General features: G+C 63.5%; 12 protein-coding genes. 2 read left to right on the top strand and 10 right to left on the bottom strand.

The genetic code is table 11. The features are described from left to right. Positions 1–114 precede the first annotated feature (114 nt). The 7 genes from KFO72_RS38585 to KFO72_RS38555 are packed head-to-tail and all read right to left on the bottom strand — an operon-like array spanning position 115 to position 7477. Positions 115–384, bottom strand: a complete 270-nt coding sequence (locus KFO72_RS38585) for a hypothetical protein (protein ID WP_054930757.1) — start codon at positions 382–384, stop codon at positions 115–117. Between the two features lie 12 nt (positions 385–396). Beyond that, entirely contained in the window at positions 397–861 is a 465-nt protein-coding gene (locus tag KFO72_RS38580) for a dihydroneopterin aldolase (protein WP_054930758.1), read from the bottom strand. Further along, positions 858–1508 (bottom strand): sarcosine oxidase subunit gamma, encoded by a 651-nt coding sequence (locus tag KFO72_RS38575; RefSeq protein WP_054930759.1) that lies wholly within the window; start codon positions 1506–1508, stop codon positions 858–860. The genes KFO72_RS38580 and KFO72_RS38575 overlap by 4 nt, the downstream gene beginning before the upstream one ends. After that, the gene (locus tag KFO72_RS38570; protein ID WP_176055341.1) at positions 1498–4497 is read right to left on the bottom strand and encodes a sarcosine oxidase subunit alpha family protein; all 3000 of its coding nucleotides are present in this window, start codon (positions 4495–4497) and stop codon (positions 1498–1500) included. The genes KFO72_RS38575 and KFO72_RS38570 overlap by 11 nt, the downstream gene beginning before the upstream one ends. Continuing rightward, positions 4494–4793 carry a sarcosine oxidase subunit delta gene (locus KFO72_RS38565; protein WP_054930761.1) on the bottom strand — a complete coding sequence of 100 codons (300 nt, stop codon included), beginning with the start codon at positions 4791–4793 and terminating at the stop codon, positions 4494–4496. The genes KFO72_RS38570 and KFO72_RS38565 overlap by 4 nt, the downstream gene beginning before the upstream one ends. Positions 4794–4815: 22 nt before the next feature. Beyond that, complete coding sequence (locus KFO72_RS38560; RefSeq protein ID WP_042313915.1) at positions 4816–6060, bottom strand: sarcosine oxidase subunit beta family protein; 1245 nt, start codon at positions 6058–6060, stop codon at positions 4816–4818. Between the two features lie 28 nt (positions 6061–6088). Then, positions 6089–7477, bottom strand: a complete 1389-nt coding sequence (locus KFO72_RS38555; protein WP_054930762.1) for an L-serine ammonia-lyase — start codon at positions 7475–7477, stop codon at positions 6089–6091. A 369-nt stretch (positions 7478–7846) separates the two neighbouring features. Here KFO72_RS38555 and KFO72_RS38550 point away from each other — a divergent pair, with 369 nt between their 5' ends. Beyond that, positions 7847–8932: a GlxA family transcriptional regulator gene (locus tag KFO72_RS38550; protein WP_054930763.1), complete on the top strand. Its 1086-nt coding sequence runs from the start codon at positions 7847–7849 to the stop codon at positions 8930–8932. A gap of 113 nt (positions 8933–9045) precedes the next feature. On the opposite strand, the gene zwf is transcribed toward KFO72_RS38550, so the two are convergent. From zwf to lhpH, 3 genes are all read right to left on the bottom strand, one after another. After that, positions 9046–10530: a glucose-6-phosphate dehydrogenase gene (zwf, locus tag KFO72_RS38545; RefSeq protein ID WP_054930764.1), complete on the bottom strand. Its 1485-nt coding sequence runs from the start codon at positions 10528–10530 to the stop codon at positions 9046–9048. Between the two features lie 216 nt (positions 10531–10746). Beyond that, positions 10747–11664: a bifunctional Delta(1)-pyrroline-2-carboxylate/Delta(1)-piperideine-2-carboxylate reductase gene (lhpI, locus tag KFO72_RS38540; protein WP_225034279.1), complete on the bottom strand. Its 918-nt coding sequence runs from the start codon at positions 11662–11664 to the stop codon at positions 10747–10749. A gap of 22 nt (positions 11665–11686) precedes the next feature. After that, complete coding sequence (gene lhpH / locus KFO72_RS38535; RefSeq protein WP_060605754.1) at positions 11687–12694, bottom strand: trans-3-hydroxy-L-proline dehydratase; 1008 nt, start codon at positions 12692–12694, stop codon at positions 11687–11689. 196 nt (positions 12695–12890) lie between these two features. On the opposite strand from lhpH, the gene KFO72_RS38530 reads away from it, so the two are divergent. Beyond that, positions 12891–13628 carry a FadR/GntR family transcriptional regulator gene (locus tag KFO72_RS38530; protein ID WP_054930767.1) on the top strand — a complete coding sequence of 246 codons (738 nt, stop codon included), beginning with the start codon at positions 12891–12893 and terminating at the stop codon, positions 13626–13628. Positions 13629–13729 lie beyond the last annotated feature (101 nt).

Raw genomic sequence — 13729 nt, 5'->3', positions numbered from 1 at the left:
GGTGCCGCCCCGCACAGGGGCGACGCCTGAAGCACGCTAACAATTCGCGGATGCCGGCGAAAAGCAAAAAACAAAGGCAAAGGCAAAAGCAAAACCAAAACCAAAAGCAAACCACTACCCCCGCCCACCCCGCCCCGCGCGCAAGCGCGCCTCCCCAACAACTCTAGCCAAGGCATCCGGACTCATCCGCGCAGCAACACCCCTCACATACTCATGATGCCTGGCATCGAGCACCGCCTCGAGATACTGCGCCTGCAGATACCGAATCAAGGCAATCCGCCGATGCCCCAGCGCAATACTCTGCTCGAGCAGAGCAACAGCAGCATCGGCGTCTCCCGCCGCATACACACGTTTGACCAGTTCAGACGTTTGCGCACGCGACATATCAACGGCTCATCAGCGCAAAGCAGAACCGCCACGATGCGCTTCAAAATCGCCCCGCGTCCAGTCCAACTCAACCCCAATCCGCTTCGTGCCCTCACGAATCCTGGGCTTATGCAAAGCAAGCGTAATAGCCTCAAGCGCCGGCCACTCCGCAAACGAAAGCAGCGCAATTTCGACTGCCAAAGTCTCCAGCATCCGCGTATGCGGCTTAACGGAAAGAAACTCACTCACGCGGTTACAGTAACGCTCATAGTCGATCATCGCATGCGCGCCCTCCTCCGAAGGCTCGCAGCAATAAGAGAGACTCGCATCGATCACGACAGGCTGCGCCGCAAGATGCTCATGTGCATGAATGCCGATTCGCGTCGCCACGACAAGCTCATCGACAAACACACGCCAGCCCTTGCCGCGAGCCGCGCCACGCGCATCAGAAGCAGCCCGCACATAAGCCGCCAACGGCTCCTCGAACGGCTTCACGACAGCAGCGGCTCAGCCGCATCGAGCATGATACGAACGAAGTAATCGGCGAAACTGCGACGCACGACGATCTCATACGTATCGTCAGCAATGGGCACGAGCACGATCGACGCCTTGAAGTAATGACTCTGCGCACACTGCCCCGCCGCAAGCACGCGCGGATGCAGATCCAGCGGACAGCCACGCGAAATCACGTCACGCACCTTCTCGCCGCTCACTTCGAGCACCGTCCAGCCGCTGCCAATATCCACCGCCGAAGCAAACTGCCCTTGCAGCGCCTCGACCAGCTTATCCTCGGCAACAGGCGCCTGAGGTTGCTGCGATCGCACGAGCCATTCATCGGGCCCGAGCCACAGCACGTCATAGCCATTGCCTCGTACGACGGTATTGGGCCTGGCAGGCGGACGGCAACCCGTCACGCTTTCGACTGCACCGAGAAACGCCGCGTCGCTCACATCGCCCCGCAGATTCACGAGATCGCAAAACGCCTTCTCACGCAGATGAAACTTCTTCGACGGCGCAGCCGCATGCTTCTTCACCAGTTCGCCGACACCCGCCAGCGGCGATTCCTGCCACGGTTGTCCCGCCACCCGGTTCGCGACAGCCGAGGTTGCGCCCGGTGCATTGTTCCTTGCTTCATTCCACATGTTGACGCACTCCTTCGGTGTCGTAGAAAACGGGGCTGGCGATCTTCGCGGCGATCTGCTTGCCGCTCGCCAGCGGAATCGTCACGTTTTGCCCCATCTTGTTCAGGCCGCCCTTGACCACGGCGAGCGCAATCGAACGATTCAGAATCGGGCTGTAGTAGCTCGACGTCACGTGTCCAAGCATCGGCGCCGTCTCGCCCTGGAAGGGACCGGCGACGATCTGGCTGCCCTCTGGAAGCACCAGTTGCGGATCGTCGGTGAGCAGGCCGACAAACTGCTTGCGCCCATCCTTCGCGGTATCCGAGCGTGCGAGCGAGCGACGTCCGAGGAAGTCCTTCGTCTTCGCAACCAGCCCGCCCATGCCGAGATCGTGCGGCGTGATCGAGCCATCCGTATCCTGGCCCACGATGATGTAGCCCTTCTCCGCGCGCAGCACGTGCATCGTTTCCGTACCGTACGGCGTGATATCGAACTCCGCGCCCGCGGCCATCAGCGCTTCCCACACCGCGCGGCCCATGTTCGCCGGCACGTTCACTTCGTAGGCAAGCTCGCCCGAGAAGCTGATCCGCATCACGCGCGCCTTCACGCCCGCCACCGTGCCGTTGCGATACGACATGAACGGGAATGCCTCGTTGGCGAAGTCGATGTCGCTGCAAATCTTCTGCACGACCTTGCGGCTCTTCGGACCGACGACGGCGAACGTCGCCCAGTGATCGGTGACCGATGCGAGGCGCACCTTCATGTCCGGCCATTCCGTCTGCAGCCAGCGCTCCATCCACGTCAGCACGCGCGCCGCGCCGCCCGTCGTGGTCGTCATCATGAAGTGCTGGTCGGCGAGGCGTACGGTCACGCCGTCGTCGAACACCATGCCGTTTTCATCGAGCATCAGGCCATAGCGGCACTTGCCGACTTCGAGCTTGCTCCACGGATTCGTGTACATCCAGTTCAGCAGCTTCGCCGCGTCAGGTCCCTGAATGTCGATCTTGCCGAGCGTCGACGCGTCGAGAATGCCGACGCTGTTGCGCACCGCGAGGCATTCGCGCTTCACGGCCGCGTGCAGATCTTCACCGCTCTTCGGAAAGTACCAGGGCCGCTTCCAGTTGCCGACGTCCTCGAACATCGCGCCGTTTTCGACGTGCCATTCGTGCACGGCCGTCTTGCGGATCGGATCGAGCAGATCGCCGAGTTCGCGGCCCGCGAACGTGCCGAAACTCACGGGTGTGTAGTTCGGACGGAACGTGGTCGTGCCCGTTTCGGGAATCGTCTTGCCGAGCGCATCGGCGAGAATCGCCATGCCGTTGATGTTGCCGAGCTTGCCCTGATCGGTGCCGAAGCCCATCGCCGTGTAGCGCTTCACGTGTTCGACGGATTCGAAGCCTTCGCGCGCCGCCAGCAGAATGTCCGCCGCCGACACGTCATTCTGGAAATCGACGAACTGCTTCGGGCCGCGCGCCGCTTCCGTACGGCTGCCGACGAGCCACAACGGCTGCGACGGCGACTCGGCGACTTCCGCGGCCTGCGGCACTTGCACACGCGTGACCGCGTAACCGATCGACTTCACCGCTTCGACGCCCGCGTCGACGGCAAGACGCAGTCCGCGCGCCAGGCTGAATTCGCCCGCCGCCGCGCCGATGCTCGTTTCCGGCTGCATGCCCTTGCCCGGCACGAAGCACGCCTTCGTGTCGTTCCAGTGCGCCTTGCCGCCCGATTGCGCGAACAGATGCAGCACGGGGCTGTAGCCGCCCGACATCGCGACGAGATCGCACGGAAGATCGGCCTGCTTCGCGCCCGTCTTGCCGTTCGCATACGCGACCACTTCGACCGACGTGACGCGCAGCTTGCCGTGAGCCGTCATCACGGCTGCGTTGTTCATGATCTTCACGCCATGACGCCGCGCCGCTGCCTGCAATGCGCCGTTGCCCTGTGCACGCGGATCGACGACCGTCACGCTAGCGCCGCACGCCTTCATGTCGAGCGCGCACTGATAGCCCGCGTCGTTGTTCGTGAACACCACGGCGTTACGGCCGGGCAGCACGCCGAAGCGATGGATGTACGTCGAGACCGCCGACGCCATCATCACGCCAGGCAGATCGTTATTGCCGAACACGATGGGACGTTCGTGCGCGCCCGTCGCGAGAATCACGCGCTTCGCGCGGATCTTCCACAGCAGCTCGCGCGTGCCCTTGCGCATCGACACGGGCAGATGATCCGTCAGGCGCTGCGTCACCGTGACGAGGTTGTGGTCCTGATAACCGAACGCCGTGCTGCGCGACAGGATCGTCACATCCGGCATGCGCGACAGTTCCGCTTCGATCTTCTCGACCCAGCTCAGCGCCGCACGTCCGTCGATCTCCGTCTTGCTCGACAGCAGGCTGCCGCCGAGTTCGCGCTGATCGTCGACGAGAATCACGCGCGCGCCGCTCACGGCCGCCGCGTGCGCCGCTGCCAGACCCGTCGGGCCGCCGCCGACCACCAGCACGTCGCAATGCGCGTAGCACTTGTCGTAGCGATCGGCGTCGAGCACTTCGGGCGCCTTGCCGAGACCCGCCGCTTCACGAATTTTCTCTTCATACTTCGGCCAGAACTTTGCCGGCCACATGAACGTCTTGTAGTAGAAGCCCGCGGGCATGAAGCGCGAGAACTTCTGATTGATCGCCATGCGGTCGTGCTCGAGATTCGGCTCGGCATTCACGCTGGTCGCGACAAGTCCCTGATACAACTCGATTTCCGTGGCACGTGCATTCGGCACCGTGTATGCGCCGCGCTCCAGCTGCACGACGGCATTCGGTTCCGCGACGTCAGCCGTGACGATGCCGCGCGGGCGGTGATACTTGAAGCTGCGCGCGACGAAGTGCACGCCGTTGGCGAGCAGCGCCGACGCCAGCGTGTCGCCCTGAAAGCCCTGATACGTACGTCCGTTGAACGTGAAGGTCAGCGGAATCGCGCGGTTGATGCGCCCACCGGCGCCGAGGCGGTTCTTCTGGCTCATTGCTTGTTGCCCCCTTGTGCGTCGGCGGACGTGTTGCCCGTCTTGAACGTGTCGTAACCTTGAATCTCATAGGAGACGGTGTCGCGCGTCGCCATGAACCAGCGCCGGCAACCCTGCGTGTGCAGCCATTGCTCGCGATGCACGCCGCGCGGGTTCTTGCGCATGAACAGGTAGTCGCCCCATTCCTTGTCGGTGAGCTTGTCGGTGTCGAGCGGACGTGCAATATCGGCTTCGCCGCCGCAGCTAAATTCGGATTCGGCGCGCGGCCCGCACCACGGGCATTCGATTGTCAGCATGATGATTTTCCGGTGTGTGCGTTTAGTGAGCCACGGCAGCGGCGCCGTGTTCGTCGATCAGATGGCCGGTATAGAAGCGGTCCAGCGAGAACGCCGCGTTCAGCGGATGCGGTTCATCGTTGGCGATGGTGTGCGCGAACACCCAGCCCGAGCCCGGCGTCGCCTTGAAGCCGCCCGTGCCCCAGCCGCAGTTGAAGTACAGACCCTTCACGTCGGTCTTGCTGATGATCGGGCACGCATCCGGCGAGACGTCGACGATGCCGCCCCACTGGCGGTTCATCCGCACGCGCGAGAACACCGGGAACATTTCGACGATGGCCTGCAGCGTGCCTTCGATAATGTGGAAGCTGCCGCGCTGTCCAAAGCCCGTGTACTGGTCGACGCCCGCGCCGATCACCAGGTCGCCCTTGTCGGACTGGCTGATGTACGCGTGCACCGCGTTCGACATGATCACCGAGTTGACGACGGGCTTGATCGGCTCGGAGACCAGCGCCTGCAGCGGATGGCTTTCGAGCGGCAGACGGATGCCCGCCATGTCGGCGAGTGTCGTCGTGTTGCCCGCTGCGACGACGGCGACTTTCTTCGCCTTGATGAAGCCCTTGACCGTATCGACGCCCGTCACGCGGCCGCCGTCGCGGCGAATGCCCGTCACCTGGCAGTTCTGGATGATGTCGACGCCCGCCTGATCCGCGCCGCGTGCGAAGCCCCACGCCACGGCATCGTGACGCGCGACGCCCGCACGGCGTTGAATCGAGGCGCCGAGCACGGGATAGCGGCTATTCAGGTTGATGGTCGGCTCGATTTCCTTGATCTGCTCGGGCGTGAGGAACTCGGCATCGACGCCGTTCAGCCGGTTCGCATTCACGCGCCGCTCGGTGTCGCGCACGTCCTGGAGCGTGTGTGCGAGATTCAGCACGCCGCGCTGCGAGAACATCACGTTGTAGTTGAGGTCCTGCGACAAGCCTTCCCACAGCTTCATCGCCTTCTCGTACAGCGCCGCCGATTCGTCCCACAGATAGTTCGAACGCACGATGGTCGTGTTGCGCGCCGTGTTGCCGCCGCCGATCCAGCCTTTCTCCAGAATCGCGACGTTCTTCACGCCGTGTTCCTTCGCGAGGTAATACGCGGTCGCAAGACCATGCCCGCCGCCGCCGACGATCACCACGTCGTATTCCTTCTTCGGTTCCGGGCTTCTCCACTGTCGCTCCCAGTTCTCGTGATACGACAACCCGTTGCGGAACAGACTGAATATCGAATAGCGGCTCATCTTGCAGACCCCTTGTTGCTCGTTACCATTAACATTCGATGACGTTCACGGCGAGACCACCGCGCGACGTCTCCTTGTATTTCGTTTTCATATCGGCGCCCGTTTCGCGCATCGTCTTGATGACGTTGTCGAGCGTCACGTAGTGCTGGCCGTCGCCCTTGAGCGCCATGCGCGATGCGTTCAGCGCCTTGATCGCGCCCATCGCATTGCGCTCGATGCACGGAATCTGCACGAGGCCGCCGACCGGGTCGCACGTCATGCCCAGGTTGTGCTCCATGCCGATTTCGGCGGCGTTCTCGACTTGTGTTGGCGTGCCGCCCATCACGGCCGCGAGCGCCGCCGCCGCCATCGAGCACGCGACGCCCACTTCGCCCTGGCAGCCCACTTCCGCGCCCGAGATCGACGCCGTTTCCTTGTAGATGATGCCGATCGCCGCCGCCGTCAGCAGGAAGTCGACGATGCCGTTTTCGTTCGAGCCCGGCACGAACTTCACGTAGTAGTGCAGCACGGCGGGAATCACGCCCGCCGCGCCGTTGGTCGGCGCGGTGACCACGCGGCCGCCGGCGGCGTTCTCTTCGTTGACGGCCATCGCGTACAGATTGACCCAGTCGAGCATCGACAGCGGATCGCGCAGCGACTCTTCCGAACGCGTGCGCAGTTGCACGGTGAGATCGGCGGCGCGGCGCTTCACGCGCATCGGGCCGGGCAGTTCGCCGTGCATCTTGCAACCGCGTTCGACGCACGCGGCCATCGTGCGCCAGATGGTCAGCAGGCCTTCGCGCACGTCTTCCGGGGCACGCGACGCGCATTCGTTGGCGAACGTCACCTGCGCCACCGACAGGCCGCTTTCGCGGCACACGCGCATCAGATCGTCGCCCGTACGGAACGGATACGGCACCTCGCCGCCCGCGCGCACCCCGTTCACGCGATCGCCTTCGCGATTCACGACAAAGCCGCCGCCGACCGAGTAATACTCTTTTTCGACCAGCAACTGGCCGTTCTCGTCGAACGCCTGGAAGCGCATGCCGTTGGGATGCACCACGCTGCCCGTGCCGCTCATCAGGCGGCGGAAGAACGCGATGTGCTCTTTTTCGTCGAAGGCGATCTCGTGTTTACCGAGCAGCGCCAGGCGCTTGCCCTTGCGGATATCGGCGAGGCGCGGCTCGATCAGATCGGGGTCGATGGTGTCGGGCAGATGGCCTTCGAGGCCGAGCAGCACGGCCTTGTCGGTACCGTGGCCCTTGCCCGTCGCGCCGAGCGAGCCGTACAGCTCGACTTTCACGCGGCGCACGAACGCGAGCAGGTTCGCGTCCTCGATATGCGAAGCGAAGCGGCAGGCGGCGATCATCGGGCCGACCGTGTGCGAACTGGATGGGCCGATGCCGATCTTGAACAGGTCGAAAACGCTGACGTTCATGGAAACCTTGCTCAGTTGAATGGGTGCGCTGCGTGGTTTGCGCAGTGACGCCAGTACACCAAAGCGTAAAATCGGCCGATAGAACAAAAACGGCATCGACGTGGGATGGCGACGCCAGATGGCGCCCGGACTTCGTTTCTCCGCAATTCAGTGACGGAAAAACGCAAGTCCAGTGCGGGCCGAGCGTGCCGGAGCCCAAGCCACATGGGGATGAACGCGCTTCGCATCAGCGCAAGTCGGTGTCGGAAAAGGACAAGAGACGCAGGCGCGAATCGGCGACGCTAGGGTTATGCCGCGTGCGGGCGCGTTTGGGTTTGGTTTTTCTGTTTTCAGTCGATTGAACTTGCTGGACCACTGCGCCATCGCGCCATGACCATCGTCGATTCGCTACCGTTGACTTCCATCGATGCGCTGCCCAAGGAGCGCATCCGCTTCGGCATCGTCCTGCTGCCGAACTTCACGCTGACGGCGTTCTCCGGCTTCGTCGACATGCTGCGCCTGTCCGCCGACGAAGGCGACTACAGCAAGCCCGTACGTTGCTCGTGGAGCGTGATCGGCGACACGCTCGCGCCCGTGCGCGCGAGTTGCGGCATCCAGATCACGCCGTGGGAAACCTTCGCCGATGCGGAGCCGTTCGACTATGTGGTCGTGGTCGGCGGACTGTTGCATTCGGGGCCGCAGGCGAACGACGAGACCTTGCAGTTCATTCGCGCGGCGGCGCGCGGGAACACGACGCTGGTCGGCATTTGCACGGGGGTGTTCGCGCTGATGCGGGCGGGCGTGCTCGACGAGCACCGGATTTGCGTGAGCTGGTTTCACTACTGGGATTTCGTCGAGCGCTTTCCTTCCGTCAATCCGGATGCGCTGATCGCGGACCGGCTGTTCGTGATCGACCGTCGACGGATTACGTGTTCGGGCGGCCGGGCTTCGATCGATGTGGCAGCGGCAATTTTGCTGCGTCACTTCGAGACGGCGACCGTGCAGAAGGCGCTGCGGATTCTGCTGGTCGGCGAAATGCAGAAAGGCAATGCGCCGCAGCCGCATCCGCCCGGGCTGGAGCCGGCGACCCATCCGAAGGTCAAGCGCGCGATTCTGCTGATGGAGCAGCATGTCGGGCGCACGCTGCCGCTGGAGGAACTGGCTTGCAAGCTGGATCTGTCGCCGCGTCAGCTGGAGCGGCTGTTCAAGGCGGAGACGGGGAAGAGTCCGCAGGCGTTTGCGAAGCAGGTTCGGTTGAGGACGGCGGCCTGGTTATTGACGAGTTCGGACAGGACGGTGGCGGATATTGCTTCGAGTTGCGGGTTTTCCGATGCTTCGCACCTGGGGCGCGAGTTCAGGAAGGAGTTTGGGATGCCGCCGGTGATGTTCAGAGAGCAGCGCGGGGGAACCCCCGTTGAGGGGGACGCGGCGGTGGCTTATGAGGAGACGTTTCCGGGGAGAGTGGATGTGTTTTGAGGGCAGCACGCTCCCCATAGAGTCGGAAACGCGCTGCGCTTTCTCCTTGTTTTCGATAACCCCGCGCGAACGCTGAAAACAAAAAGGCGGACCCGTGGTCCGCCTTCGTTATCTTACGACTCCTCCGACCAAACCATATTATCCCGCGCCATCATCGCCGTCGAAGCCCCCGGCCCGAAGGTCCCGGCCGTATAAGCTCTCGGCTTGTCACCATTACGCTTCCACGCTTCGATGATGGGATCGACCCACGTCCATGCCGCTTCCAGTTCATCGCGGCGCATGAAGTGAGTGAGCCTGCCGCGCACGACGTCGATCAGCAGGCGCTCATACGCTTCCGCGCGACGGCTCGTGAACGCCTGCTCCAGATCGAGATTCAGATTCACGGGCAACGTGCGCATCCCGCTGCCCGGTTCCTTGGCAAGCATCTGCAACTGGATCGACTCATTCGGCTGCAACTGGATCACCAACCGGTTCCCGCAATTACGCGGGCCACAAGGACTGTTCGGCATGATCGAAAACGGCAGATCCGCGAACTCGATCACGATCTCCGACAGCTTCTTCGCCATCCGTTTGCCCGTGCGCAGATAGAACGGCACATTCGCCCAGCGCCAGTTGTTGATATGCGCGCGCAACGCGACGAAGGTTTCCGCGCGGCTATCGGCGGGCACGTTCGCTTCTTCCAGGTATCCCTTCACCGGCTCGCCGCCGACAGCACCCGCCGTGTACTGCCCACGCACCGTATCGCGCGAGATGTCCTCGGCCGTCATCGGACGCAGCGAGCGCAGCACCTTCAGCTTTTCGTCGCGCACGGCATCGGCGTCGAGCGATACGGGCGGCTCCATCGCGACGATGCACAGCAGTTGCAGCAAGTGGTTCTGCACCATGTCGCGCATCGCGCCCGTGTGGTCGTAGAAGCCCGCGCGCGTGCCCACGCCGACCGACTCCGCCACCGTGATCTGCACGCTGCGGATATACGGCGCCTGCCACAGCGGCCCGAAGATCGCGTTGCCGAAGCGCAGCACCATCAGGTTCTGCACCGTCTCCTTGCCGAGATAGTGGTCGATCCGGTAGATCTGATGCTCGGAGAAATGCTTGCCGACGGAATCGTTGATCGCCTGCGCGGACGCCAGATCGTGACCGAGCGGTTTTTCGAGCACGACGCGCGAATGCTCGTCGAGCAGACCGTGCGACGAGAGGTTGTCGCAAATCGTCGTGAACAGTTCCGGCGACGTCGACAGATAGAACACGCGCAGCGCGTTCGGGCGCGATGCCTCGGCAAGACGCTCGTAGTCGCCGGCCTGGTCGACATCGACACGCACGTATTCGAACAGCGACAGGAAGCGGTCCCAAGCGGACGCGTCGAACGCGCCCGATTCGATGAACGGACGGCTCTGCTCGTCCATCCATTTCAGATAGTCGTCACGCCCCCATTCGCGGCGGCCGATCGCGAGAATGCGCGTTTCGGGCGGCAAATTTCCGTGCGTGTGCGCCATATACAGCGCGGGCAGCAGCTTGCGGGCTGACAGGTCGCCGGCGCCGCCGAAAATGATCATGTCGAGCGGGCGGTCCGGCGAAGCAGGAGCGGTGGAAGTCGTCATAGCGCGGTCGCAAAAATTAACTGCTGGGAAAAACGCAAGCCCGTCCGGACTCACCTTTCAGGCGGCGCTGAAATCGGGCAGGTTTGCGCGAGACGACTATGTTGCAACGTTTTAGGATTGTTTGCACGCTTGCTGTCGTGACACGGCACGGACGTTCGTTCCGCTGCCTCCCTCACCCGGGCGGCGACGGCGAAGAACCTGCGAGGCCTCAACCACTCAACCCGCGCCCAGCGCCGCCCGCGCGACACGCCCGGCCGCGAGATCCCATGCCGCGCAACCGACCGTCTTGAAGACGATGGGCGTATCGAACGATGGCCGGCTCGCCAGCGCGCCCTCGATGCCCGTCACCGTCGACCAGTTGATCCCAGCCTGGATGAAGTCCCCCGCTTCGTGCCTTGCGCCCGCGAGATCGTCGGCATACAGCGTGCTGCCCGCAAGCGTGCGCGCGCCGATCTCGCACATCTGCGGCGTAAATGCACCGACGCCGATCACCAGCCGCCCGGCGCGCGGTGCTTCGTCGTAGACGGCCTGCCGGCTCGTCGTCAGCGCGATCACGGTATCGACGGAATCGGGAATCGCCGCGCCGCTCAAGGCTTGCAGATCGCGCACCGTGCCGCGCTGCGCATCGCAGAAGGCCTGCGCCCGCGCCGCCGACGTGCCCAGCACACGCACGCGCGCCTGCGGATACAACTCGCCGATTGCCCGCAGATGGCTCGCTGCCTGCGTGCCCGTGCCGATCAGCAGAATGTCGTTCGGTGCGCCGCGCGACAGCGTCTCGATGCCGAGCATCGACATCGCGGCCGTGCGGCGTCCCGTGACAGTCGGACCGTCGAGAATGAACAGCGTCTTGCCCGTGTCGGGATCGAACGCCATCACCTGGCCGTGGATGGTCGGCAGCGCGCGCTCGCCATTGCGCGGGCAGACGTTGACGAGCTTGTGGATGGCGAGATCGCGTGCCGCGGCGGGCATCGACAGCATGATGCCGTCGTCGTTCAGCGGCACGACCAGCCGCTCGGGGCTCGCGACGCGTCCGGCCGCGTAGTCGGCGGCGGCTGTCTTCAGCGCGTCCACGAGCGCGCGAAACGGAATCAGGCGCGCCGTGCCGGCGGCGTCGAAAATCGGCGTGCTGCTCATGTCGGGGTTGCTCCTTGCGCGTTCAGCGCACCAGAAAGCCATACGTCAGCGGATCGCGCTCGTCGACGAGCCAGTTCGCGAAACCGCAAATATGCGCGTCGCCTTCGATCTCCGGAATCACGGCGTCGAAGCGGTCGAGCTTCGTCTCGGACAGCACACGCCCGCGAAACACCGTGCCGATGATCGATTCGTTGACAAGCGTCTCGTCCTTGCGCAGTTGCCCGCGCAGATATAGTTGCGCGACGCGCCCCGCCGTGCCCGAGCCCGTCGGCGAGCGGTCCACTTCGCGGTCGGCGAACACGCAGCAATTGGCCTGCGTGGAGCCCGCGTGACGCGGCGCGTTGTCGATGATGGTGCCGTAGATGTGATTGATCTCGGGGATCTGCGGATGCTGAACCTTGAACGCCTCGTTCGCCGCGCGCTTCACTTCGGCGCCGAACTGGATCAGGCGGTCCACGTGGTCTTCGCGCACATCGAGTCCGAACGGTTCGCCCGATGTGTAGAAGTAAAACGCGCCGCCGAACGCGATATCGCCGCGCACGGTGCCGAAGCTGGGCGTCTCGACGCTCACGTCGCGCAGCCAGATAAACGACGGCACGTTGACGAAGCGCACGCTGCCGGCGTGATCGCCGTCCCATTTGACGAACGCTTCGATGAAGCCGCAAGGCGCATCGATGCCGACGCGCGTTTCCGGCTCCGTGCGCTCGACCCACCCGAGCGAGACGGCCGTTGTTGCCAGCGCGATCACGCCGTGGCCGCAATGGTCGCTATAGCCCTCGTTATGAACGAAGATGATGCCGAAGTCCGCGCCTTCCGTGACGGGATCGGTCAGATAGCCGCCGTACATGTCGGCGTGGCCGCGCGGCTCCAGCATCAGCGCGCGGCGCAGATGATCGGCGTGCTCCTTGAGCCACGCGCGCCGCTCGACGATGGTCTTGCCGGGCATCTTCGGCAGCCCGCTCGTGACGATACGAAACGGTTCGCCGCCCGTGTGCACTTCGACCGTGCTGATCATGCGGTTCAGCTTCATGATGCGTTCGATCCTCGCAAGAAAGCTTCGGGCCGTTGCTGGTTCAACATATCGTCTCGCTCCATCGTCTTTGTCTTATACTGGATCGAAATGTAGACCAGCTTTGGTTGTCGATCAACCAGTTTCAAAATTTATCCTGCAGACTGGTTTGAAGCCAGTCCACATTCTGTTGTCATTTGTCGCACGGTACGCATTCATGGCCTCGACCTCATTCGCACTGGAACGCGCGTTTCGCCCGAAGCAGATTTACGAGCAGGTCGCGGAGCGCATGCGCGGCGAGATTCGCAGCGGGCAGTTCGCGCCTGAAGCGCGGTTGCCGTCGGAGCGCGATCTGGCGGCGCGGTTCGGCGTCGGGCGGCCTGCCGTGCGGGAGGCGCTGGGCGCGTTGCAGAACGAGGGCTTGGTCGTGACGCGGCGCAATTCGGGGACTTACGTCTGCGCGGACGCGTTGCAGCGGTTGGCGGCGGCGCCTGCTGCTGGCGAGATGCCAGGTGATGCCGACTTCAGCCCTACGTCGGCGCTCGATGTTCGTCTGATCCTGGAGCCTGCGATAGCGCGCCGCGCGGCCGCGAATGCCCAGCGTGACGAGCTTGCCGAGCACTATCTTGCGCAGATGGATTCGATCGACGATGTCTCCGATGGCGTGCAGCGCGCGCTATGGAACGATAGCGATCGTTTGTTTCATCGGCAGTTGGCGGTGATGACGGGCGATGCCCTGCTCGTCAAGATCGCCGACGAAGTGGCGAAGGCTATGGATCAGCCTTTGTGGAAACGGCTCAAAGATGACGGGATTCATGATCCTGGGCGGATCAGGCTTTATGTGTCCGAGCATCGGTTGATCTATGAGGCTATCGTGGATGGGGATGCCGAGGCGGCTGCGTTTTATGTCGAGCAGCACATCAGGAGAGTGCGGAGGGATATCGCGCCTAAGTAGGTTTTTTTGTCTGTCTGGCGACGCGGGGTGGTTTGCTTGTGTTTTGCGCTGGCATCCGCGATTCGTTAGCTCGCTTCACGCGTCGCCCCTGTGCGGGGCGG

This window comes from Paraburkholderia sp. XV (assembly GCF_020177535.1).
Taxonomy (GTDB): domain Bacteria; phylum Pseudomonadota; class Gammaproteobacteria; order Burkholderiales; family Burkholderiaceae; genus Paraburkholderia; species Paraburkholderia caribensis.
The sequence above is the reverse complement of the archived record's forward strand: the minus strand, read 5'-3'. Positions and strand labels throughout refer to the sequence as shown.

Coding starts and splice junctions, on each gene's coding strand:
- KFO72_RS38585 (WP_054930757.1), bottom strand. CDS start 384: ATGTCGCGTGCGCAAACGTCTGAACTGGTCAAACGTGTGTATGCGGCG.
- KFO72_RS38575 (WP_054930759.1), bottom strand. CDS start 1,508: ATGTGGAATGAAGCAAGGAACAATGCACCGGGCGCAACCTCGGCTGTC.
- KFO72_RS38570 (WP_176055341.1), bottom strand. CDS start 4,497: ATGAGCCAGAAGAACCGCCTCGGCGCCGGTGGGCGCATCAACCGCGCG.
- KFO72_RS38565 (WP_054930761.1), bottom strand. CDS start 4,793: ATGCTGACAATCGAATGCCCGTGGTGCGGGCCGCGCGCCGAATCCGAA.
- KFO72_RS38560 (WP_042313915.1), bottom strand. CDS start 6,060: ATGAGCCGCTATTCGATATTCAGTCTGTTCCGCAACGGGTTGTCGTAT.
- KFO72_RS38555 (WP_054930762.1), bottom strand. CDS start 7,477: ATGAACGTCAGCGTTTTCGACCTGTTCAAGATCGGCATCGGCCCATCC.
- KFO72_RS38550 (WP_054930763.1), top strand. CDS start 7,847: ATGACCATCGTCGATTCGCTACCGTTGACTTCCATCGATGCGCTGCCC.
- zwf (WP_054930764.1), bottom strand. CDS start 10,530: ATGACGACTTCCACCGCTCCTGCTTCGCCGGACCGCCCGCTCGACATG.
- lhpI (WP_225034279.1), bottom strand. CDS start 11,664: ATGAGCAGCACGCCGATTTTCGACGCCGCCGGCACGGCGCGCCTGATT.
- lhpH (WP_060605754.1), bottom strand. CDS start 12,694: ATGAAGCTGAACCGCATGATCAGCACGGTCGAAGTGCACACGGGCGGC.
- KFO72_RS38530 (WP_054930767.1), top strand. CDS start 12,891: ATGGCCTCGACCTCATTCGCACTGGAACGCGCGTTTCGCCCGAAGCAG.